We start from the raw sequence: 22,942 nt of genomic DNA on the forward strand, positions 1-22,942 counted from the left end.
AGAAAACGCCCCAAGGAAAAATCCTTGAAGCGTCAAGCGAGCGCTCTTACTATTATTACGCATGTAACCCTGGATAAGTTGCTTATTTTTTCAAATTTAACCTCTCGGTCTACACACTAGCGCAGCCAGGAAAGAGAAAATAATCGCGGCGGATATACCGGCACTCGTCACTTCGAAAATACCCGTAATGATCCCTATCGCTCCGTTCTGCTTCAGCTCTGCCATCGCCCCATGAACAAGCGAATTGCCGAAGCTCGTAATCGGGACCGTAGCCCCAGCCCCAGCGAAATCGATGAACGGCTCGTACAAACCGACTCCGTCCAGCACCGCACCCGCTACGACGAGCGTGCTCATCGTGTGAGCCGGCGTCAGCTTCGCAACGTCCATCAGCAGCTGACCAATGACGCAAATAGCTCCTCCAATGACAAAAGCCCATACAAACTGCATGAACATAATTTACTGCGCCCCGCTTTCTATTGCTACGGCATGAGCGATACAAGGGATATTCTCTCCCTGCTGAAACGATAGCGGGGACAGCAGCGCACCGGTCGCTACAACCAACACCCGCTTCAGCTCGCCTTTGCGAAGCTTTTTCATAATATGCCCGTACGTCACGACGGCGGAGCACCCGCAGCCGCTTCCTCCGGCCATGACCGCTTGGTTTTCAATATCATAGACCATCATGCCGCAATCCTTATAGGTCGTTTGGTTCATCGGCACCTTATGCTTTTCGAACAGCTCGCAGGCGATATCGTATCCCACCTTAGCTAAGTCACCGGTGACGATCAGATCGTAATATCCGGGCTCCCGCTTGAAATCGCGGAAGTGGGCTTGAATCGTATCCACGGCAGCCGGAGCCATGGCGGCTCCCATGTTGAAAGGATCCTTGATCCCCATATCCGTCACTTTGCCTATCGTCGCACCGGTAACAACGGGACCGTCCCCTTTGCGGGCCAGCACGGCCGCTCCTGCTCCGGTTACGGTATATTGGGCCGTCGGCGGCTTCTGCGAGCCGTATTCGGTCGGATAGCGGAACTGCTTCTCCGAGGTGCAGTTATGGCTGCAAGTACCGGTCATCGCATATTTGGCGGAGCCGGAATCGATGATCAGCGAGGCCAGGGCGAGCCCTTCCATGGACGTCGAGCAGGCGCCGAAGATGCCGATGTAAGGAATAGACCAGGTTCTTGCCGCGAAGGTGTTGCTTATGATTTGATTCATCAAGTCGCCGCCGACATAGAACTGCACTTGCTCTTTGGTCAAGCCCGCATTCTCCACCGCCAGCTTGCCCGCTTCCTCCATCAATGCCCGCTCCGCCTTCTCCCAGCTGTCCTGTCCCAGCGTCAGATCACCGTGCACAATATCAAAGTCGTTGACCAGCGGCCCTTCGCTTTCATCCGGCCCTACGACGGTCGCCGTAGACTGAATCACCGGCTTTTCGCGAAAAATCCAGCTTTGATGTCCCTGCAGCATGCCAGATTACCTCCCCATCCCAAAGATAAGATGAATAATCCCGATGACAAAAGCGGCGACAGTCCCGAATACAATGACGGAGCCCGCCAGCTTGAACATATTGGCTCCTACCCCGAGGACAATGCCCTCGCTTTTGTGCTCCAGGGCGGCAGAACACATCGAGTTGGCAAATCCTGTTACAGGCACGGCCGAGCCGGCACCGGCCCACTGCGCGATTTTGTCGTACACCCCAAAGCAAGTAAGGACGACGGAAATAAAAATCATTACGGCCACGGTAGGATTGCCCGCAGTCCGTTCCGTAAATCCGAAATAGCGAATGAACATCTCGCTAAAGGCTTGTCCGATGACACAGATCAACCCGCCGACTAGAAATGCGCGAACGCAATTTTTAAAAACCGGTCTTGGCGGTTCCTTTGCCTTGGCCAAAGCTTGATATTCCTGCTGTGTCCAAGTGAGTTTTTGCTTTTGCTTTGCCTTTGTAGCCATCGAGACCATCCCTTCCGTTAACTTTTCAACATTGGTGCGAGCTTCTCTATTTCCGACCGAATTTGGGCGGCGGCGTTCTCGTACATGACTCTGGCCTCTTTACTCTCGGTGGACAGGCTGTACAAGACCAGATCGGCCTCGCATTTTTTCAAATTCGCCATCAGCAGCTGTCTCTCGTTATTTTGCGGCACCTGCAGCTTATCGTCATACAAATCGACATATAAAGAACCGTATGAATCGACCTGCCCTAAAAATACATTGTCGGAAGTAACCCCTAGTTTCTCCAATTCGGTATGTAACCATTCGCGGCTGAAGCCAGCGATCGCCAGCGATTCATTCATAATACGACCGTCTAGAATAACGGCTTGCGGCTCCTTCTCGTGCCGGACCTGAAGCCCGATGTCCTTGGCTGTGAGAGGCTGATTTTCTTTTTTCAGCAGCACGCTTAAATCCCCGCTCGGCTCCAGAACGGCAAATTCCACATCGGCCACGTTGAACACATTTTTTGTACGCAGCTGCTCGAGCAGCTCGTTAATGGTGTACCGCTCCTTCTTCAGGTTTTTTCCCATTACCTTGCCTTCCTGAATCATCACGGTTCCTTTACCCTCTAACAGATGCCTAAGCTTAATGCTTTTTAATGTAATCAGTTCAATGGTCAATGGCACCAGAAACCAGGTAAGCAACGCGGCGATGCCGTGAGCGTAATGAGCCTCAACGTCGGTGGAAATGAAGCCTGCAAGCTCGCCCAGCGTAATCCCGGTAATATACTCAAAAAAAGTAAGCTGGGAAATTTGCTTTTTTCCTAAAATTCTCGTCAATATATAGAGCATCGCGATAGCGCTGAGCGATCGGAGCACTATATGAGGCCAGTCCATTCCGTCCTCTCCTTTCCGATAACGAAATGTTTCACAAGTAAATTATTTACCACCGGCGGGATCGTTATAAAAGGTCGAGCCGTTCACTTTTTTCCAGCTGGCCCCCAACTTATTCCAGTAATCATATGTTTTGACCCTGCACACATTAGTATAGGACTTGTAAGGGAGGTGAAAACAATGACAGTTGCATCTAACGTAAAAACAACGCTTGCTTCGTTGAAAAGCGCTCAAGCAAGCTTGGAAACCTTTGCTCTAAGCACGCAAAATCAAGAGGCAAAGCAAATGTTTGAGCAAGCGGCTAAGACGACCCAATCCGTTGTGGATCAAATTAGCGGCCGCGTACAACAGCTGGAAAATGAAGAGCCTCAATACAAGGGCTTCTAATTTTCTAATGAGCTTTAGAAGCCCCAGCCTTGCATATCCTCGCGTGATGTGCAAGGCTTTTTATTGCCGCAGAAAACCGCAACTTTCATAAAAACAGCCTTGTGCTCCTAAGGCACAAGACCGTTTATCCATAAGCGTCTACAAAAAGGCAATAAGCAGCAGGACCAGCAAGATGAAGAGCACGAGAATGATCACGAGGGGCGTTTTATTATTCATACATGTCGGCTCCAATCCACAAACACATTTTACTTCCTTAAAGCTCCTAATAAAGTATGCCGGGCGAAAACACTTGGAATGTGTATATGCCTATTTCGAAAATAATGATATAATAAGATCATTGTTCACGTTAACATAAACTTATTTTGCGGGAGGCTACCTCATTCATGGCGATTCAAAGTAAAGAGCAGCTCTTATCCTTCGTACAAGAAACAGTGAAAAACACTCAAGTCACCGACATACATACGCACTTATTTGCCGAATCGTTCGGCGACCTGCTTTTGTGGGGTGTAGATGAGCTGCTTACGTACCATTATCTCATTGCCGAAACATTCCGTTTCCGCACCGACCTGTCCTATGAATCGTTCTGGGCCATGAGCAAGCAGGAGCAGGCCGATCTGATCTGGCAAACGCTGTTCATCGAGCACTCTCCATACAGCGAGGCTTGCCGCGGTGTCGTTACGGTATTGAACCGTCTTGGCTTCGATCTGTCGAGCCGCGATCTGAATTCATACCGCGAATATTTCCGTTCGGTCAGCGCTTCGGACTACATCGACCGCATTCTTGAGCTGGCCAAAGTCAAGACGGTCGTGATGACTAACGATCCGTTCGATGCTTACGAGCGTTCCAAATGGGCCGAAGGAGGCAGCACCGACTCCCGTTTCCTTGCTGCGCTGCGCATCGATCCGCTGTTGAACTTGTGGGATACAAGCTGGAGCAAGCTGGTAGAGCAAGGCTATGAGGTGAAGCAGGATTTGTCCGGCGAAACGCTGGCGGAAATCCGCCGTTTCCTGAAGGATTGGATCGGCCGCATGAACCCGCTTTATATGGCCGTTTCCCTGCCTAACGATTTTGCTTATCCGGAAGATTCTGTGCGCGTCAAAATTATCGACGAATGTATCGTACCGGTAGCCCGCGAAGCAGGTATTCCGTTCTCCATGATGATCGGTGTCAAGCGCAAAGTCAATCCGTCACTTAAGGATGCAGGCGACAGTCTTGGCAAGAGCGATATCGGAGCCGTTGAGCGCATCGTCAGCAAATACCAGGACGTGAAATTCCTCGTAACGATGCTGTCACGGGAAAATCAGCACGAGCTTGCCGTTACGGCGCGTAAAAACCGCAACCTGCTTGTATTCGGCTGCTGGTGGTTCCTGAATAACCCAAGCCTTATCGAAGAAATTACACGCATGCGTCTGGAGCTGCTGGGCGGAAGCATCATTCCGCAGCATTCTGATTGCCGCATCCTCGATCAATTGCTGTATAAATGGGATCATTCCCGAGGCATTATTGCGAAGGTGCTGTGCGATAAATACAGCGACTTGCTGGATGCCGGCTGGCGTCTGGAGGAAGAAGAAATCCGCCGCGACGTGGAAGACCTGCTCGGCGGTACGTTCTGGAAGTTCCTTGGTAAACCTGATCCTGCGTTAACCCGATAATCAAGAAGAAGGCGACCTTATCATAAAGGTCGCCTTTGTTTTTGAAGGAAGCGGGTTGAAATGCTAAAGGGGACTGCTGCTTATGATGCAGTTTTCCTTTCTTAAGCGTCCGGCTTTGTTTTCAGAAAATTACGCTAACATGCGTTTTCTGAAAACAACAGCGGCTGCCCACCAACTCGAGAGCAGCCAGCCTATCGGACACCGAATCCGCTATTCCTTAAATTTATGCATCTGTTGAAGGGCGATCGGACATAGGATCCGCTATTTGCTAATTTTTCATGAGAAAATAGCTGATTTTGATGAAATAACGGATCTAAGGTCCGATCACTATATAAAAAGTACCGTTTTTGGTAAAATAACGGATCTACGGTCCGCAAGCAATTTTACAATCCTCGTCAGAGGCCCGTTCTAGTATTCCTAAACAATAAAAATAATAGGCTATGCCAGCAAACTGGAAAGCCCGCATGATAATGGGACGTCCCAAGCTGGTCGAGAACCCATAAATTTCGGAAAATCTGTAAGGACATTGGAAGTCTCACTCAGGTTACCCGACATCCGGACGATTTTAAGGTAAAGCTTACCATTCGTTTATATGTGATTCACATTATAACTGCAAATGCCAAAATCAATGATCAAAAATGATTATTTCGCAACCGTTTCGGGCTGATGCTCCTGCTGGTTCAGCACTAGCGATCCGTCATCGAGCCGGAGCCACGTATCGAATTGCCGCTCGCCGGAACGCAAGCGGATCATTCTCGCCCCGCGAGGGAAGCCTTCGCGTCCGTACGTATTGTAGCCGGTCGCTCTACCGTAGCATAGACGAATCCCGTGCAGGGCTCCCCAGTAGTCGTTGGCATGGTCGTGCCCGGCGAACGTGCCCATCACATCACCCATTTCGACCATGGAAGCGAATAAGCCGGTGTTAAGCATCGGGCAGCACACCTTTTCGAACTGATTCCCGTAGCATACTTCGCGATTCCATACCTCGGCGTATTCCGGCAGCGGGATATGAAAGAATGCCAAGGCTGGCAGCGGCACACCGCCGTTGCTTGCCGTTAATCCGCGGGATTGCTCCTCGTACCATGCAATTTGATCTTTTTGAATCCAGCCGTACCCTTTCACGTGAGGTATCGTCGACACGCTGCCGGAGTCGAAAAAGTACAACGCCGTCGCTGTCCGGCCGCTGCTATCCTTCACGGAAAGCACGTAATTCCCCTCACCGTTCAGCGCCTCAGGACCCGGCTCCGCGAGGCAATGCGAGTAACTGCAGGCTTGCTCCATCAGCTGACGTCTCGTAATCTTCGCTTCCGTATCGTGATTGCCGAATACAACAGCCCAAGGAGTCCCGCTGGTTTCGACAACGGAAGCGGCCAAATGAAACCGATGCAGCGGATCGTCGCACCGGTTCGCTTCGATAACATCGCCCGTAAAGACAATAAGATCGGGCTTTTCTTGCTCCAGTACGGCGCTCATAAGAGCCAGCGTCCGATCATCAGCTTCTCCTCCCGCTTTCATATGCACATCGGTAAATTGCACAATGGTAAAAGTACCGTCTTCACGGAATGTCAAATGTTGCTTCACTGTCATCGTCCCCCTCATTAAATTACCTTCATGAGTCCATAAAAAAGGAAGGTTTCCTTTACCTTACTCGATGTTGATTATTGATGTTTGTTGTTGTTTTTTGTTTATTTTATGCCTAGGCGCTTATTCTGTCAATCGTTACTTTCTGTGTTTCTTACTGCTCAGATGAAAAAAAGAAGAAGCAAAGGCTTCAAGTCCTTTGCTTCTTCTGAACGGGCAGCTCCATCAGGATGCAGCCAGACGGAGCGCCGCCTCGTCTACCGGCAGCTTTCCGCCGCCGAGCAGTGTCAGCATCCGTTCGATTATCGTGACCGCTTGGGCGCGGGTTGTCGTTTCCTCCGGTGCGAGACGGCCGTTGTCCAGCCCTTGCAGAATGCCTTTTTGCACGGCGGTCTGCATCGCGTACTCCTTCGTCATGACCGTGTTCGGCTTCTGCAGCTCTTTGTCTGCAGCGCGAACGGCGATGGCCGCGATCTCGCCGCGGGTAATCGGCTCGTTCCACGCCGCTCCGGTATCCTCCGGCCCGTAATAGCCTGCATTAGCCAAAGCGGCGGCGTACGGCGCGTACCATTCCTGCCCCGCTTCGGCGGCAGGAATCGTCAGCTTGACGGCGGATGCCGCCAGCTTGGCGAATTCGGCACGAGTCACCGTGCCGTCGGGCTGGAACCTGCCGTCAGGGTATCCGTCGGCATAGCCCTTCTCCAAGGCGGAGGCGATCGTCTCCTCCGCCCAGTGACCGGCCGTATCGCTCATCGAGCGAACGAAGCCGGTCACCGCCGCGGGCACGGTACGGTTCTTGAACGTACCGTCGCCCAGCTGGCCGGACATGTTGCCGCCCCATGTCCACACGGTACCATCCGCCGACATCGCGGCGGAATGGCTGCTCCCCGCGGCGATCTGCGTTGCGCCGCGGATGCCTATGGCCTGAACCGGGCGCTTCCGGTTCTCGGTGGTGTTATCGCCTAGCTGGCCGAAGGCGTTATAGCCCCAACCCCATACCGTGCCGTCGGAACGCACGGCGAGCGTATGGAACGCGCCGCCGGCAATGGCGGTCACGTTGGAGATCCCCGCCACCCGGCCCGGATACGAGTGGTTCGTCGTCGATTCATCGCCCAGCTGACCGTAACCGTTATAGCCCCAGGTCCATACGGTACCGTCGGATTTAAGGGCGATGGAATGGTTTTTGCCGGCGGCGATGGCAATGATGCCCTCCAGACCGACGATTTGCTGAGCGGACCGCTTCAGCATCGTCGATCCGTCGCCCAGCTGGCCGTTGCTGTTGTCGCCCCACGACCAGACCGTGCCATCGTCGGCCAGTGCCAATGCATGGTTATACCCGGCCGCAATCGCTTTGATGCGCATTAATCCAGGTATTTGCACGGGGCTGGTGTGACGGTCCATCGTCCCGTCGCCTTGCTGGCCGAAGGCGTTGTCGCCCAAAGCCCAGACAGTTCCGTCCTTCCTGAGCGCTATAGTGAAGGCGTTGCCCGCCGCAACCGCGGTCATATCTTTCCATCCGCCCAGTAGTGCCTGAGGCGTCTTGCGTCCAATGGACGGCTCCTCGCCCAGCTGCCCGCCCAAATTCAGCCCCCAGCCGGATAGGGTGCCATCCGGGTGAAGCACCGCCGCATGACCGCTGCCGCTTGCTACAGACGCCGCATCGGTAATACCATTCATTGCGCCGGGTTTGTTTTTACCCATAATTCCGTCTCGACCCAGTTGGCCATAAACGTTCTCGCCCCACGTCCACAGTGAGCCGGCCTTCCAAACCATCGTATAGCTGTCTCCCGCCGCAAGCGCTTTGGGTACGAGTGTATTCGTGTAGCTGTATTTGCCGTCTACTGACATGTCCGGCGGCGCTACCAGCAAGCTGAACCTTGGAACGACAGATGGAATAATCCGGTTCTTGGCTTCCCCGTCTCCCAATTGCCCCAAGGTACTGTTGCCCCAAGCGTAAACCGTTCCGTCCGGCTTCACTGCCATGGAATGGAACAAACCTGTTCCAATAACAGCGATTTGTTTCAAGCTGTCAATATTCGTGTTCACAATGGCTTCCTTGAGATCCCCCGTGCCCAGCTGGCCGTAATTGTTCAAACCCCAGCCGCTGACGGTCCCGTCCTTGTGCAGAACAATAATATGCGAATTGCCGGCCGCTATGCTGACGGCATCGTTCACTCCGGTAGCTCTCGCCGCAAAATTCCGGTCTTTAAAGCCACCCCCGTTGCCTAGCTGGCCCGATGAATTGTAGCCCCAGGTCCATACCTCGCCATTGTCCTTCAAGGCTGCGGAGAAATTGCCTCCGGCTGCGATGGCTTTGGTTTCATTCGTAAAGTTGACCCGCGTCGGCGTATTCGCTTTCTCCTGCGTGACGGCATCGCCCAGCTGGCCGTACGCATTGTCTCCCCAGGCAGCGACGAATTGATCGTCGAGCAGCGCCAGCGAATGGTTGCCACCCGCCGCTATCGCCTTCACATCTCTCGGATAAGAAAGCTGACGTGGCTCCAGCTTGTCCTCGAACGTTCCGTCACCAAGCTGGCCTTTGGAATTATCTCCCCAGGTGACGATCGTTCCGTCGCTTTTTAGCGCCATAGAATGGTTGTTGCCTGCCGCTATCGCTACAACATTGCTCAAGTAGGGAATTTCGTAGGGAGCCGTGCGGTCTTCCCTTGTTCCGTCACCCAGCTGGCCTTTTGTATTTTGGCCCCAGGACCATACGGTGCCGTCCTTGCGCAATGCCAATGTATGATTCATCCCGGCGGCAATCGCCGTCACATCGAACAGCTCCTTCACCCGTGATGGGGTGTAACGGTTCACGTTGGGTCCGGTCCCGAGCTTTCCGTGGAAGCCGTCTCCCCACGTCCATACCGAGCCGTCGCTTTTCAAAGCAACCGTATGGCTTAGCCCGCCCGTTATTTGCACTATGCCAAGGGAAGGAATTGCGCTCGGCACCGATGAAGCCGGAGAGGAGGACGCCTCCGAGGGCGTCTCCTCCGCCTTGGCGGAGCCGGCTCCAAGCAATCCGGACACCGCCAGTGCGGCTGCCATCACGCACGATACGATACGGGATCGCGTATTGTTACGAAGGTTTCGAATCATGTTCTTTCTCTCCTCCAATGTACGTTCCATTTATAAGCACCCTGTCAAATTACAGGTTCGAGTCATGATCGGCAGACAGGGCTGGAGGGGTTGGGCGCTTCCATTTGGAACGGATCGCCTCCATCATGCCATCCATCAGCGTGTAGACGACAGGAACCAGCAGGAGCGTGACCATGGTGGACAAGGTTAGACCGAAGGCCACTACCGTAGCCATGGAAGCTTGCGCCTCCGCTCCTTCCCCGAAGCCGATGACGAGAGGAAGCATCGCCAATACCGTCGTTGCCGTAGTCATCAATATCGGCCGCAGCCTGATTTTCCCCGCCTCCAGCAATGCCTCGGACAGCGTATAGCCCCGCTTGCGCAGCTGGTTCGTGTAGTCGATCAGTACGATCGCGTTATTCACGACGACCCCCATCAGCATGATCATCCCCATGACCGAGTTCATGTTGATCGTCCGGTTCGTCAAGTACAAACCGAGAATCGCGCCGATGAACGTAGGCGGAAGCGAGAACATGATAATGAACGGCCCGTACAGTGATTCGAATTGGCTGGCCATAACCATATATACGAGTACAACGGATAGGCCCAGCATGATGTACAAGCTTTTAAACGTATCGTTGGACTCCGCCTTCGATCCGAGCGAAATGGAATAGCCGTCCGGAGCCTGGATCGTATCAAGACGCTCCTGAACCTGCTTCTCCACCTCGCCCTGCGCCGCGCCGGTAATGGCAGCCTGAACGGTGGTCAACCGCTGCTGGTTCGTATGCCGGATTTGCACCGGACTCGAACCCGGAGCTACTTTGGCAATGGCGCTCAATGGAATTTGCGCGCCGGAATTCGTATTCAGCACGACCTGATTCAGGTTTTCCAGGTTATTGGTAAATTCCTTCGGATATTTGACGAGAACGGAAATTTGCGCATCCCCGGTTTTGAAGTTAGTGGCAACGGAGCCTTGGTAGGCTGTCCGCACCGCCGTCATTACTTCCCGCACGGATATGCCGTAGTAGGCTGCTGCATCGCGATCGACCGTCAAATCGTAAGCCGGGATACTCCGCTCCAGCGTATTTTGTACGTTGCGCAGCGTCGGAAGCGTGCGCAGCTCTTCAGCTACCATATCGCCGAGCTTGCTCAACACCTGCATGTCCGGACCGTTCAGATTGACGGTAATGTCGGCTCCGCCTCCTCCGCCGCCCAAACCCGGCAGTCTTACGGACGAACGGCTGTTGACCGAAATTTGCGCACCCGGGTTGCCTTGCGTCAGGTTACGGATTTGCTCGACGACCTGCTCCGTCTTCAGCTGCCGCTCATCCAACGGCTTAAGCGTAACGCTTATGTTGGCCGAGTTGGTGGACGCGCTCTGGAAAGCGCCGCCTCCTGCGCTGCCGACTGTCGTAAAGATCGTGTCGATATCCGGAATGTCTTTGATCAAATCTTCCACTTTGGTCGCAAGTGCGTTCGTAATTTCAAATTTGGTGCCTTGCGCCAGGCTGATGTTAATGTTCAATTGGCCTTCATCGGATCGTGGCATCATTTCCTGCCCGACGAATTTGGCCAAATAGACGCTGCCTCCCAGCATGCCGACCGTAATCAGGATGATGATCCAGCGATGGCCGAGCGACCAGCGGAGCAAACGGACATAGCTCTGCGTGAAACGGTTCATTCCGCGGCCGAACCATACGGCAGGATTGTATGAGCGCCCCTCAGGAAGCGATTCATCGTGATGCTTGGTCAGTATTTTGGCTGCCAGCATCGGAACGAGCGTAATAGCCGCGAACAACGCCGCGATATGGGAGAAGCTGACCGTGAGCGCCATCGGCACGAAGAAGTTTTTGATCATGCCGTCAATAAACAGGGTCGGTGCAAATACGGCGATTTGCGCGAGTGCGGACGCCAATACGGCGGTCCCTACCTCGGTAGTACCCTGCTTGGCTGCTTCGATCGGCGACAGCCCCTCTTCTTTCTTCCGGTAAATGCTCTCCAGCACGACGACTGCAAAGTCGACAAGCGAGCCCAGACCGAGCGCCAAGCCGCCTAGCGTAATCGTATTGATCGTCTGGTTGGAGAAATACATCATGCTGAACGTTCCGATAACGGAAATCGGGATAACGACCCCGATGATCAACGTCGCGCGGATACTGTTCAGGAACAGCATCAGAATAATAATCGAGAAGACCGCACCGAGCAATGTATGTTCAATAACCGTATTAATGGAGCTTTTGATAAATTTGGACGAATCGTTAAGAATGGCGAGCTTCACTCCTTCAGGGAGCTTGCTCTGAATGTCCTCCATCGCTTCACGGATGTTGTCCGCAACTGCGACGGTATTGCCGTCGGACTGCTTTTGCACCGACAAACCAACGCTCTGCTCACCGTTACGCCGGGACTCGAACGTTACGTCCTGGTATGTATCGATAATTTGTCCGAGTTCTCCGATCTCGACCGTCTGGCCTCTTGCCAGCTGAACTCTGACCTTCGATATTTCCGTCGCCGATTTGAACTCGCCGCTTATGCGAAGCGGTACCAGCTGCTCGCCCTTGTAGACGAGACCGGCATCCATAGACTGGTTGTCGTTGCCCAATGCCTGGGTAACCTGGTTGAATGTGATGCCGTATTGAGTCAGCTTGTTCTGATCGACCAACAGCTGAATTTGCCTTACCCGGCCGCCGGTAACGCCGACAGACGCCACGCCCTCGACGCGCTGAACGGCGGGGCTGACAATGTTGTCCGCCAGATCACGTAGCGTAATCAGGTCAACGTCATTGCCGTACAGCGACAAGCTCATGATCGGCTGGCTGTTCGGGTCCGCCTTCGATACGACGGGCGCCTCTGCGTCGGTCGGAAGCTGCCTGCGCACGCGGTCCAGCCGGTCACGCATCGCCAGCGTCGCTTCACTGATATCGGTCCCGAAGTTAAACTGGACCGTGACGTTACTGCTTCCCGTTCGTGAGACGGAGGTCACCGACGTGACGTTGGCTAACGTGGCCATTGACGCCTCGACCCGTTTGGTCACCTGATTCTCGACTTGCCCCGGAGATGCGCCGGACCAGCTGACGGATACCGATGCGGTCGGTATTTCCATGTTCGGATACAGATCGACCGGAAGCAGCGGAGCCGCTATGGAGCCGAGAATCGTTATCGCTATCATGATCATCAAGATCGTGACAGGACGGTTGACGGAGAAATTCGCTAAGTTCACTGTCCTCCACCTGCTCCCGCTTGGCCGTTGGCGCCGCCGCCTTGGTTAGCCGGACGGTTGCCTTGCGGCTGCTGGCCCTGCCCCTCCTGCGGCTTTGCTTTGGCATCCTGCGATTTATCCGATTTTTCGGCTTTTTCGGCTTTTTCGGTTTGATCCTTCTCGTTCTTCTTCTCAGCCTTATCCTGCGGCTTGTCGCCTTGAGCAGGCTTATCGCTTTGGGCAGGCTTCTCCCCTTGAGCCGGCTGCGTCGTCGCTTTCTCGCCCTGTGCGGGCGCTGCGCCGCCGCTTGCAGGACGCTGACCTTGCTGGCCTTGCTGTCCCTGCCCTTGTTGCTGCCCTTGCTGGCCTTGTTGTCCCTGCGGTCGCTGGCCGCCTGCCGGAGCCCCTTGCTGTCCCTGCGGCTTTTGGGCGCCGTCTTGTCCCGGCTGTACGATCTGTACCGCCGCTTTGTCGGACAGCAGCTCCTGTCCTTTGACGACGAGCTCGTCCCCTTCGGCCAAGCCGCTCGTCACTTCGAAGAGCGAGCTGGTCATCGTGCCGATTTTGACCGTTACTTTCTTCGCCTTGCCGTCCTTCACGACGAAAGCAGCCGTACCGTTCGGCTGGCTGAGCACGGCATCCGCCGGAACCATGATCGCCTGGCGCCCCTCGCTCTTCAGGCTGGACGTTGCGAACATGCCGGGCAGCAGCTCACTCTTCGGATCGTTGACGCGAATATCGACTCCATAAGCCTTCGTTACCGCATCCAATGTAGGGCGGATGGCCGCTACCGTCCCATCGAACGTTTTGTTCAACGTCGGAACGTTGACTTTCATTTCCATTCCGACTTTAATTTTACCGATGCCCGATTCGGGGATATTCACTGTAACCTGGGTCGGATTCAGCGCAGCTACCGAGACGATATTGCCGTTGTTCCCCGCATTTTGTCCGATCGGCGTATTGATTGTGGTGACAACGCCGTCTACCGGCGACAGCAGCACGCCGTCCTGCAGCTGCTCGGTCAACACCTTCAGATTCGTCTGCGCTTGCTCGAATTGGGCTTGGCTCACGGCTACGCTGTCCGTCGATTGCGACGTTTGGTAGGCCTGCTCCGATTGAGCGACTTGTGCTTTCGACACATTAAGGCTAAGCTGCTGGTTCGAGACCGCATTAGCCAGAGCGAGCTGATCTTTTTGCAGCGACTGCTCTTGGGAATCCATAATGACCGACAGCGTGTTCTGCGCATTGGCAAGAGTTATAGAATCCCGTGTCAATTGCTCTTGTGAGATTTGAACGGTTTGCGAGTTTTGGGCTGCAACCAGATCTGACTGCGCTTTCAACAATGCACTTGTCGCTGATACTAGCGAGCTTGGCGTCGTCTGCTGCGCCTGGTCGAGATCCAGCTGTGCCTGCTGCAATTTTTGCAAAGCATTCTCTACATCCGTCGGCTTGTTGCCGCTCGCTTCCTTGACATTCTGATAGTTGATAATCGCCTGCTGGAGCTTTAATTGAAGCGTCTCCAACGAGTTGCTGGAATTGACCTGCGACGTTTGGATACTGTCCTGCTGAGCGTTTAATGTATTTTGAGCATTCGTAAGATTCGTATTATATGTAGTAATGGCGTTATTCAAGTTTTGCTGCGAAATCGCTACCTGCTGCTTCGCCGAAGCAATCGAGTTTTGCTGATCGTTAAGCGCCCTGTTGTAGCTCGCCTGCGAAATCGCGACCTGCTGCTTCGCCGACGTAACGGCATTTTGCTGATCGGCTATCGCTTTTTCCAGATTCGCCCGCTGCACAGCCAGCTGCTTTTCCGCTGTCGCCTCGCTGTTCGCCCGATCGTTCGTCGTCCGTTGAAGCTGAGCTTCGCTGACCGCGAGGGCGCTCTGGGACTGCGCAATTTGCTGCTGCAGCTGCGTCGTGTCGATCTTGGCCAGCGCGTCGCCCGCTTTGACCCGATCCCCCGGCTTCACCATGAGCTCCACCACTCTGCCGGCCACTCTGGACGAGATGTTGGTCGTATACAGCGGCGTCACCGATCCGGTGAACACTTGTCCTCCGCCCACATCCGATTTCTTCACGATTTGCGTTTCTACCGGAAACTGTCTCGGGCCTCCCCTTTGCTGCGCGTTCGGTGCCGCCGACTGTCCTTGCTTCGGCGCTGCCCCGTTCATGAACATGGTTCCTACGACGGCAACGATCGCAATCACCGCAATCGCAGCAACCACCCACTTTTTGGATACGTTTTGGATCCACCTGATCATTCCCATACCTCCATGTATACTTGTCCATCTTCCTTAATCGGGAAATGCCGCGGCACTGTGGCCAACGAACCCAGGCTCCCGAGAAACGATGCACCATCTTATCACCAACTTAGCGCATATTCATGATAAAACTATGACGTAAATGTGAAAAAAGTGTAAAAAATTTGGTATTTTTGCCTCTTGGCAGCAAACAAAATAGCCCCACAAAGTGGAGCTTTGGCTTCGAAGGCAATCAGATACTTTGCAGGGAGCCCCGAATGAGAAAAAGGACCCCTTTCGGGATCCCTTTCGCGGTGAATTGATTTTTGGACTTGCCTCGAAACCTTCCAAAAGCTAGCGACTACCTCGTTCACTTATTGCAGTACGTGTACTACATTAATGTGTCTTTGGCACATCCCCTCGCTTCTATCTGGAGTCTACCACAATATTCCCGGTTTGTTTCGTTGAATCGTTCAACGGAACCACACCTCTCTTTTCACCGCTAAATGTATTATGTCCGCATTGCTTTTTTCTATACATCAGTTTTCACGAATTATTACTTTTGTCCCGATCGGGATGTGACGGTGCAGCCATTCGATATCCTTGTTGTGCATTCGAACGCATCCTGATGAGGCATGACTGCCTATCGAGTACGGGCGATTCGTCCCATGAATCCCGTACGTATATCCGCCTGTCCCGGGAACGCTCAACCCAAGCCAACGGCTTCCCAGCGGATTTTTGGGATGACCGCCGGCAATTTGTTTTCTGACATAAAAGGGCTTGACGATTTTCGTTACGATCTGAAACTCGCCTACCGGGGTCAAATCCTTTCTTCTTCCGGTAGCTACGGGAAAATAATACTGGGCCCGTCCGTTGACGTACACGATAAGGGAGTTGCTCCGCTTATTTATTACGATGTATACCCCTTCTTCCTGCAAAGCTTCGATAGGGGGATTGTCCGGAGCGGCCAATACGGTAAACAGCGGTCCAAAACCGCTAAAGAGAACACAAATCGCCAAAAGAACAGCAAACGATACACGTTTCAATGAGATCTCATCCTTTGCCTAATATGCAGCTTTATTGTTCTCCTCCCCGGTTTATTTATGTATGAACGGGTTGAAAGGAAAAACGGGACTCATGTCCCGCTTCTTCACTATAGATGTACAATGTCATTTTACCGCGCCGGCTGTAATTCCCCCTGCAATTTGCTTTTGAAAGAGCACATAAAACAACAGCACCGGAACCATCGAGATAAGCAGCGCCGCGAACAAAGGCCCCCACTCCGTACGGTATTGCATCTCCCCCTGCATAATCGCGATGCCTACAGGCAGGGTATACTTGGATGGATCGTTCAGGAACACCGTCCCCATAATATATTCATTCCATATATTCAGTACGTTCATGATACTGACCGAAACAATACCGGGACGCGCGAGCGGGAGCATAATTTGAAAAAAAGTCCGGTAATGGCTTGCTCCGTCCATCGATGCGGCTTCTTCCATTTCTTTGGGCAGCGACTTGAAAAAGCCGACCAGCACGAACACTCCGAACGGCAAGGCCCCGATTCCGTAAACTAGGCTCAGCCCGAAATGGCTGTTGATCAAATGCATATCATTTAATAGAAAGAACAGAGGAATTAACCCTAAGATCATCGGAATCATCATGGATGCGATGTAGATCGTATAGAGCAGACCGCTGCCTCTGAAAGTAAATCGAGCCAAAACATAAGCCGTCGTAGCGGACAATAACGCCGCCAGCGCTGTGCTGACAACCGTTACGGTCAACGAGTTCAGAAAATAGCCTCCGATATGATATTTATCCCATACATAAGAATAGTTGGACCATAATAAGGGTATCTGCGGGAGATCCCAAGGCTTTCCCTGCATAAACTGCGCATTGTCCTTAACCGCCCCGAGAACCGTCCAAACCAGCGGATACAGCACGCACAGGGTCCAGAGCAGCAATAGAAGTCTTATGCAAAAGCCCAGAAACGGATTGGCTATACCGGTTTTCATGATGCCCCCTCCCCTTTCTCTTAAGAAATTTCAATGACTTCCCGCTTCATTAATCGCTGCAATGCCACTGTAGTGATGAGAGATAAGACCAGTATGAGCACGCCGATTGCGGCGGCATAACCCATATGGAATTGCTTGAATCCCATTTGGTACAAATAGGAGCCCATAACCTGCGTGGCGTTGTCCGGCCCGCCCTCCGTCATAATCGTAACAATAATGAAGGAACCGTTCAGGGTGGTCATAACGATCGACAAAATGGACACCTTCATCTGCTCCCAAATGAGCGGAAGCGTAATTTGCCAGAACTGCTTCCATTGCGTTGCGCCGTCGATTTCAGCCGCTTCGTACAGCGAATCGGAGATGCTTAATATGGCCGCAATAAGCAAGATCATATAAAAGCCGATGCCGGCCCAAATGGACGGCGGAAGCAAGGACCACATCGCCAGCTTTTCGTCTCCAAGCCATGGCGTCTTGACCGGTTCGTCAGTGAATAAAGAGAGGAATGAATTCAAGAACCCCAAATTAGGGTTGTAAACGTAACGCCATAGCACCCCGATGACGACAACGGAAATGACATTCGGGAAGAAAAAGACGACGCGGAAAAACGCGGCTTTCTTCATATGAAAGCGGGTTAATGCTACGGCAAACAACGTTGCCAGCAGCATAATGCCGATTACTTTCCAAAATACAAGGAAATAGTCGTTGTAGATCGCCGTGCGGATTACCGGATCGCTAATCATTTCGCGGAAATTTTGCAAGCCTATGAAGTCCATATGCTCGGAGCTTCCGGACCAATCGAACAAACTGATATAAATCCCTTTTAAGATCGGATAGACCGTAAACAAGCAGAACAGAAGGAACGTCGGAACGATAAAAGACACGATGAACATTAGCCGTTTCATATTGGCGCTCATGGGTTGAACCCGCCTTTTCTTCGGATTAAGCGGATGGGAAGGCAGCGAAGCTTCCGCTCCCTGCCTTCACCATGTTGTGGGGCAATAATGATTACTTGCTGCCGCGGGCTTTTTCAGCCGCCTTCTCCATACGATCCGCCCATTCCGCAGGAGTGATCTTGCCTGTCGTCAGTGCAACGATGGCGTCGTTGCGCGCTTTCTCCACATCCGCCGGCAGTACGACCTCAGGAGCCACTACCGTGTTAGGCGAATTGTAATATTTCATCGCCGATTTAACGACGTTGCTTGCTTTGGACGATTCCAGATCCGCTTTGACATTCATCAATGCCCCGGTGAGTTCGGCCCAGCGAACGGCGTGCTGCTTGGTGAACAGGAATTGGATGAACGCTTTGGCCGCTTCCGGGTTTTTCGCCTTTTTGGCTACGGCAATGGTGCTTGTGTAAGGAATAGCTACGTATTTGCCGCCTTTATCCTGCGCGATGGAAGGAACAAAACCAAAATCGAAGCCTTGAGGAATGTCCTTCTTCATTTCGTTTTCCAGCCACAGCCCGTTCGGGATAAACGCCGCCTTATGCTGCAGCCATAGCGACTGGGAGTCGGTGTGGTTGAGGGATACCGAGCCCGCATCGATGAATCCTTTATCTCTCAGCTGGACGATTTTATCCAACGCTTTCATAACCGGCTCGCTTTTGAAAATACCCGGCTCCAGAGCCGCTACCTTTTTCAGAATTGAAGCGTCGTCCTTGTTGGCGGACACCGTTGCAGAGTCCAGAAGTCCTCCTGCGATGTAGTAAGGATATACTCCCGTATGAATATAAGGGCTGGTGCCGGAAGCCTTGATTTTGTCTGCGACCGCAAGGAACCCGGCGAAATCCTTAGGCTCCTCCCAGTTATTTTTCGTGAACATGGCTTTGTCGTAGAACGTGCCCCACGAACCGAATACGAGCGGTAGCGTATGATTTTTACCTGCAACGTATTCTTCCGGCTTGGAAATCAGCAGATCGAGAATTTTTTCCCCGTCGGCGTTCTTGGCATCCTTCACCCAGTCCGTGATGTCCAGCAACTGGTCGTCCTTGACCATCTGCCTGGCATTAGCCCCGGCTCCGTCAATGTATACAAAGTCAGGAGGATTGCCCTGAATCCATCGCGGCTTCATCTGGTCGTTGATTTTGGCGCCGGCCGACTCTTTGATTTTCAAATCGGGGTACTTTTTCTGAAACTCGCCGATCATCTCTTTCCACCAGGCATCGCCGTAACCGCCTACGAAGTATTGCACCTCCAGCTCGCCGGTCAATTTGCCGCCCGTTGATGAGGTTGTTCCGGTCGCTGCTGCTGGTGCCGGCTTGGAATCCGCTCCCGATTTGGCATCCGTGCTCCCCTGTTGTGATGCTGGTGCTCCACAGCCTGCGGCAGTTAAAGCAAATGTACTAACCAGTGCGATGTTCAACCATTTTTTCCATTTCATGGACGTCTTCGCTCCCTTTTTCTTGGTAAATGTGCAACGAAACCTTCCATCGGACAAGCAAAAAAGGGCATAGTTACAGGGAAAATGCTCGTTCCCCATAACTAATGCCCTCTTAAGGTAACACGTTATGTGATGAAAGTTTTCAATTGTTGTTTACACTATAGCATCGCTTCTAACATGTCGTCAACACTTTGTTTAAGACTGGGACTGTTTTTTGTAAGCGATTCCATTCCTGATATTATTATAACCATATGCTGCGGTAACGGTAAAGTCTTTTTTTTGATCCTATCCGGAATAGGGCTGATCCACTGCCTGATGCTGCTGCCTGTACTTGTTCGGCGACATATTCAAGACCAGCTTGAAGGTCCGGTAAAACGTCGGCAGCGATTCATATCCGACCTCAAAGCAGATCGACACGATATCTTTATCCGATTCGGCAAGCAGCTTCTGGGCGAGCCCCATCCGTACCTCCGTCAAATATTGCATCGGAGTCATTTGATATTCTTTTTTGAAAATTTTATTCATCTGCCGAATGCTGATGCCTAGCTTGGACGACAGCTCCTCCGAGGTTATCGACTCGTAGTAGTGCAAATCTATATAATTGCGTATCCGCTCAGCTCTCAGGCCATTGGCATCCTGAACCGGCTTCGTCTCCCGCGCCCTAACCATGAGCAAATAAATATCCTGCAGCAAATTGTGCATCGCCCATCCGCTTAGCGGATCGGACTGCTTTTGCTCGAAGAGCAGCTTCCGGAGCAGCAGCCTCATTTCACTCGCTTGGAAAGCATTCAGCTTCAACAGCTCGGAGCTAGTGAACAAGTACGGCTTCCAGTCCGGATGCACATCCCTGCTCCCGGCAAATTCGTCAAAAGCGAGCACCAGCAAGGTCAAGTTCGAATCCGACGAGACCGCATGCTCGGAATAAGGCACGATGAAGGCTGCGTTATCCTGCTCGAAATCATACTGCTGCCCCTCCAGCAGCACGGTGCCGTGCCCTTCAATCGCATACAAAATTTGCACATTGGAGTGATGATGGATTTTCACTTCATAGCTTTCTTGATGTTTGCTTTCGTATAAATGAATTCCACTCATTGTCCTGCCCGCCTTGAGAGCGTATTCAACCAACCGGCAACCCGCAGGCCCGGCCGTTTGTTCTTCCTATTTTACCGTTTTTGGCCAACATCAACAAGCCGAGCCGGTAATTTTCCATCTCGTACGATCCCATAGAAAAATCCCCCTAACCGAAGAAACGGCAGAGGGCTCAATCCGACTCTATTATTTCACTCTTCTCAAGCTTGGCCGTGCATTTCTCTTGAACAGCTTGGACAACCAGCTGCGGGATGGACGCTCCCGCTTCTTCCGGTCGCCGCCTTCGTCTTTCACACTATCATGGGGCCAATAATATTGGCATACAAAATCCGTATCCATCAGTCAGGACACCGCCTTCGATAGGGAAAAATGAGAATCCGGTTGCCTTGCGGAACAAATGAAAATTATACGTGCTGCAAGTAACGCTCCTTCGTTAAGGCGAGCGCATCGTCACCCTGCATATCCCAAATAGCCCGGTTGAAAATTTCCACTTCGATCGGCCCGTTGTAGCCGGCGGCTTCTACCGCATAACGAATGCGGCGCATATCGATGACGCCGTCCCCCATCATTCCCCGGCCCATCAGCAGGTCAGGCGTAGGAACAATCCAGTCCGACACGTGGAAGCCCAGGATGCGTCCGCTGGCACGGGAAATTTGTTCGTACAATTGCGGGTCCCACCAGACGTGGAACACATCGACAACGACGCCTACCTGCTCCGGTGTATACTTCTCGGCGATCGTATTCGCTTGCGCCAATGTGTTAATGACCGAGCGCTCGGCAGCGTACATCGGGTGCAGAGGCTCGATGCCAAGCTTCACTCCGCAGGACTGCGCATAAGGAACCAGCTGCTCGATCCCGTCTTCGACCATTTGTCTTGCTGCCGCAATATCCTTATCCGGTGCCGGGCCGCATACGAGCACCAGCGTATCGGCTCCAAGCTCAGCCGCTTCCTCGATGGCACGGCGGTTATCGTCGATTCGGACTTGACGCTCCGCTGCGGTAGCCGCCGGAAACATGCCGCCACGGCAAACGCTGGATACTTGCAATCCGGCGTCTTTAACCAATCGTTTGCTCTCCGCCAATCCCGTTTCGGCGATTTTGTGGCGCCATAGTGCGATCCAAGGGATTTCCGCGCGCACGCAGCCTTCCACCGCTTCGCGCAGACTCCAACGGTCCGTAGTAATTTGGTTTAAGCTTAACCGGTCTATATTTTTCAGCGCTTCCATTCGTATCCTCCTAAAAGTTTGCTTTGGGAAACTTTCATATTACAAGTTGAAAGAGAAGCCCAACAGTTGCCTGTCAGGCTCTTAGAACATGCTGCATTTTATTGAACTCCGGCTAATGTCAAAACATGCCGCATCCGTTGTACCGCCAAATCCGGATTGACGAGCAAGCCCGCCTTATCCGCCAGCACGAACAGCTCGGACAAGTGGACAATCGATCTGGAGCCTTCCGCCCCGCCGATCATGCGGAAATGATTTTGGTGACCGTTCAAATAAGCCATGAAGACGATCCCTGTTTTATAGGCGTACGTAGGCTTTTGGAAAATATGACGCGAAAGGGCTACGGTCGGCTCCAGCAGCTCGTTGTAACGAGCCTCGTCTCCGGCATCCAACGCATGAATCGCAGCAGCCGCCGCAGGTGCGATAGCGTCGAAAATACCGAGCAGAGCGTGGCTGTATCCTTGCTCGTCGCCTCGGATCAAGGACGGATAGTTGAAATCGTCCCCGGTGTACATTTTCACCGATTCCGGCAGCAGACGGCGCATCCGGATTTCCTTCTCGTCATCGAGCAGCGATATTTTGATGCCGTCCACTTTGTCCGCATGGTTACGGATTACGCGGAGGCATACATCCATTGCCGCATCCAAATCCTTTTCTCCCCAGTAACCGGCAAGAGCGGGATCGAACATATCGCCAAGCCAATGCAGAATGACCGGCTGCGACACTTGACTCAAGATGCGTCCGTATACCCGTTCGTAGTCCTCGGGTCCCTTGGCGCATGCAGCCAGTGCGCGGCTCGCCATCAAGATGACCTGGCCGCCATGGCCTTCCACGAAGGATACCTGCTCCTCGTAGGCCTGCTCTACTTGCGCCAGTGTCACATGAGGTCCGGGAGCCAGATGATCCGTTCCCGCACCGCATGCGATTTTCCCGCCGACCGATTTCGCTTCGGCGATGGAACGGCGGATCAGCTCCTGGGCCCGGATCCAATCGAGTCCCATACCGCGCTGCGCCGTATCCATGGCCTCCGCCACGGCTAGGCCCAGCGACCACAAGTGACGGCGGTAAGCAAGCGTTCCGTCCCAATCGATTTGCGCGTTCGTCAACGGGTCTGCGTCCGCGAACGGATCGCACACGACATGCGCCGCCGAGAAGGCGATCCGGCTTTTCAGCGGACCTTTCGGCAGCTCAATGACTACCGATTGTCCCGGTGTATACGAATATAGCGAACCCCCCGCTTGGGGGAGACGTAATTCCCGACTCATGGAATTTCCCTC

The 22,942-nt window shown here is 53.0% G+C and carries 18 protein-coding genes; 2 read left to right on the forward strand and 16 right to left on the reverse strand.

From position 1 onward, the window contains the following. Positions 1–96: 96 nt before the first annotated feature. Genes spoVAE through ACFQ88_RS30085 form a run of 4 tightly spaced genes read right to left on the reverse strand, consistent with a single transcriptional unit; the run spans position 97 to position 2,831 of the window. A complete protein-coding gene (spoVAE, locus tag ACFQ88_RS30070; RefSeq protein WP_239635360.1) occupies positions 97–447 on the reverse strand; it encodes a stage V sporulation protein AE in 351 nt (116 codons plus the stop codon). Between the two features lie 9 nt (positions 448–456). Then, on the reverse strand, positions 457–1,470 hold the full coding sequence (gene spoVAD, locus ACFQ88_RS30075) for a stage V sporulation protein AD (RefSeq protein ID WP_239634255.1): 1,014 nt from the start codon (positions 1,468–1,470) through the stop codon (positions 457–459). Positions 1,471–1,476: 6 nt separating this feature from the next. Then, a complete protein-coding gene (gene spoVAC, locus ACFQ88_RS30080; protein WP_239634254.1) occupies positions 1,477–1,956 on the reverse strand; it encodes a stage V sporulation protein AC in 480 nt (159 codons plus the stop codon). Between the two features lie 17 nt (positions 1,957–1,973). Beyond that, positions 1,974–2,831, reverse strand: coding sequence for a DUF421 domain-containing protein (locus tag ACFQ88_RS30085; RefSeq protein ID WP_239634253.1), 858 nt, complete (start codon positions 2,829–2,831; stop codon positions 1,974–1,976). A 177-nt stretch (positions 2,832–3,008) separates the two neighbouring features. On the opposite strand from ACFQ88_RS30085, the gene ACFQ88_RS30090 reads away from it, so the two are divergent. Further along, positions 3,009–3,215, forward strand: a complete 207-nt coding sequence (locus tag ACFQ88_RS30090; RefSeq protein ID WP_379460128.1) for a DUF1657 domain-containing protein — start codon at positions 3,009–3,011, stop codon at positions 3,213–3,215. Between the two features lie 383 nt (positions 3,216–3,598). After that, positions 3,599–4,867: a glucuronate isomerase gene (locus ACFQ88_RS30095; protein WP_379460130.1), complete on the forward strand. Its 1,269-nt coding sequence runs from the start codon at positions 3,599–3,601 to the stop codon at positions 4,865–4,867. A 642-nt stretch (positions 4,868–5,509) separates the two neighbouring features. Here ACFQ88_RS30095 and ACFQ88_RS30100 read toward each other — a convergent pair. From ACFQ88_RS30100 to ACFQ88_RS30155, 12 genes are all read right to left on the reverse strand, one after another. Beyond that, positions 5,510–6,448, reverse strand: a complete 939-nt coding sequence (locus tag ACFQ88_RS30100; RefSeq protein ID WP_379460132.1) for a metallophosphoesterase family protein — start codon at positions 6,446–6,448, stop codon at positions 5,510–5,512. A gap of 225 nt (positions 6,449–6,673) precedes the next feature. Next, positions 6,674–9,544 carry an RCC1 domain-containing protein gene (locus ACFQ88_RS30105; RefSeq protein ID WP_379460134.1) on the reverse strand — a complete coding sequence of 957 codons (2,871 nt, stop codon included), beginning with the start codon at positions 9,542–9,544 and terminating at the stop codon, positions 6,674–6,676. A gap of 49 nt (positions 9,545–9,593) precedes the next feature. Then, positions 9,594–12,740 carry an efflux RND transporter permease subunit gene (locus ACFQ88_RS30110; protein WP_239634248.1) on the reverse strand — a complete coding sequence of 1,049 codons (3,147 nt, stop codon included), beginning with the start codon at positions 12,738–12,740 and terminating at the stop codon, positions 9,594–9,596. Further along, positions 12,737–14,980, reverse strand: a complete 2,244-nt coding sequence (locus tag ACFQ88_RS30115) for an efflux RND transporter periplasmic adaptor subunit (protein WP_379460137.1) — start codon at positions 14,978–14,980, stop codon at positions 12,737–12,739. The genes ACFQ88_RS30110 and ACFQ88_RS30115 overlap by 4 nt, the downstream gene beginning before the upstream one ends. A 518-nt stretch (positions 14,981–15,498) precedes the next feature. Continuing rightward, positions 15,499–16,005, reverse strand: coding sequence for a L,D-transpeptidase (locus tag ACFQ88_RS30120; protein WP_239634246.1), 507 nt, complete (start codon positions 16,003–16,005; stop codon positions 15,499–15,501). Between the two features lie 123 nt (positions 16,006–16,128). Then, positions 16,129–16,974 (reverse strand): carbohydrate ABC transporter permease, encoded by an 846-nt coding sequence (locus ACFQ88_RS30125; protein WP_379460139.1) that lies wholly within the window; start codon positions 16,972–16,974, stop codon positions 16,129–16,131. Positions 16,975–16,994: 20 nt separating this feature from the next. Then, positions 16,995–17,888 carry a carbohydrate ABC transporter permease gene (locus tag ACFQ88_RS30130; RefSeq protein WP_379460141.1) on the reverse strand — a complete coding sequence of 298 codons (894 nt, stop codon included), beginning with the start codon at positions 17,886–17,888 and terminating at the stop codon, positions 16,995–16,997. A 91-nt stretch (positions 17,889–17,979) separates the two neighbouring features. Continuing rightward, on the reverse strand, positions 17,980–19,353 hold the full coding sequence (locus ACFQ88_RS30135) for an extracellular solute-binding protein (protein WP_379460143.1): 1,374 nt from the start codon (positions 19,351–19,353) through the stop codon (positions 17,980–17,982). A gap of 285 nt (positions 19,354–19,638) precedes the next feature. Further along, positions 19,639–20,445, reverse strand: coding sequence for a helix-turn-helix transcriptional regulator (locus ACFQ88_RS30140; protein ID WP_239634242.1), 807 nt, complete (start codon positions 20,443–20,445; stop codon positions 19,639–19,641). A gap of 183 nt (positions 20,446–20,628) precedes the next feature. Further along, positions 20,629–20,781: a hypothetical protein gene (locus ACFQ88_RS30145; RefSeq protein WP_379460145.1), complete on the reverse strand. Its 153-nt coding sequence runs from the start codon at positions 20,779–20,781 to the stop codon at positions 20,629–20,631. Between the two features lie 65 nt (positions 20,782–20,846). After that, entirely contained in the window at positions 20,847–21,668 is an 822-nt protein-coding gene (locus ACFQ88_RS30150; protein ID WP_239634240.1) for a sugar phosphate isomerase/epimerase family protein, read from the reverse strand. Between the two features lie 98 nt (positions 21,669–21,766). Next, entirely contained in the window at positions 21,767–22,930 is a 1,164-nt protein-coding gene (locus ACFQ88_RS30155; protein ID WP_379460147.1) for a dihydrodipicolinate synthase family protein, read from the reverse strand. Positions 22,931–22,942 lie beyond the last annotated feature (12 nt).

It is taken from the genome of Paenibacillus sp. NPDC056579, from assembly GCF_042793215.1.
In the GTDB taxonomy this organism is placed as follows: domain Bacteria; phylum Bacillota; class Bacilli; order Paenibacillales; family NBRC-103111; genus Paenibacillus_S.

What these genes read in the sequence shown, in the direction of transcription:
- ACFQ88_RS30155 (WP_379460147.1), bottom strand. Translation starts at nt 22,930, where the DNA reads ATGAGTCGGGAATTACGTCTCCCCCAAGCGGGGGGTTCGCTATATTCG.
- ACFQ88_RS30125 (WP_379460139.1), bottom strand. Translation starts at nt 16,974, where the DNA reads ATGAAAACCGGTATAGCCAATCCGTTTCTGGGCTTTTGCATAAGACTT.
- ACFQ88_RS30115 (WP_379460137.1), bottom strand. Translation starts at nt 14,980, where the DNA reads ATGATCAGGTGGATCCAAAACGTATCCAAAAAGTGGGTGGTTGCTGCG.
- ACFQ88_RS30140 (WP_239634242.1), bottom strand. Translation starts at nt 20,445, where the DNA reads ATGAGTGGAATTCATTTATACGAAAGCAAACATCAAGAAAGCTATGAA.
- ACFQ88_RS30085 (WP_239634253.1), bottom strand. Translation starts at nt 2,831, where the DNA reads ATGGACTGGCCTCATATAGTGCTCCGATCGCTCAGCGCTATCGCGATG.
- ACFQ88_RS30145 (WP_379460145.1), bottom strand. Translation starts at nt 20,781, where the DNA reads ATGGATACGGATTTTGTATGCCAATATTATTGGCCCCATGATAGTGTG.
- spoVAD (WP_239634255.1), bottom strand. Translation starts at nt 1,470, where the DNA reads ATGCTGCAGGGACATCAAAGCTGGATTTTTCGCGAAAAGCCGGTGATT.
- ACFQ88_RS30130 (WP_379460141.1), bottom strand. Translation starts at nt 17,888, where the DNA reads ATGAGCGCCAATATGAAACGGCTAATGTTCATCGTGTCTTTTATCGTT.
- ACFQ88_RS30090 (WP_379460128.1), top strand. Translation starts at nt 3,009, where the DNA reads ATGACAGTTGCATCTAACGTAAAAACAACGCTTGCTTCGTTGAAAAGC.
- spoVAC (WP_239634254.1), bottom strand. Translation starts at nt 1,956, where the DNA reads ATGGCTACAAAGGCAAAGCAAAAGCAAAAACTCACTTGGACACAGCAG.
- ACFQ88_RS30095 (WP_379460130.1), top strand. Translation starts at nt 3,599, where the DNA reads ATGGCGATTCAAAGTAAAGAGCAGCTCTTATCCTTCGTACAAGAAACA.
- ACFQ88_RS30135 (WP_379460143.1), bottom strand. Translation starts at nt 19,353, where the DNA reads ATGAAATGGAAAAAATGGTTGAACATCGCACTGGTTAGTACATTTGCT.
- ACFQ88_RS30105 (WP_379460134.1), bottom strand. Translation starts at nt 9,544, where the DNA reads ATGATTCGAAACCTTCGTAACAATACGCGATCCCGTATCGTATCGTGC.
- spoVAE (WP_239635360.1), bottom strand. Translation starts at nt 447, where the DNA reads ATGCAGTTTGTATGGGCTTTTGTCATTGGAGGAGCTATTTGCGTCATT.
- ACFQ88_RS30150 (WP_239634240.1), bottom strand. Translation starts at nt 21,668, where the DNA reads ATGGAAGCGCTGAAAAATATAGACCGGTTAAGCTTAAACCAAATTACT.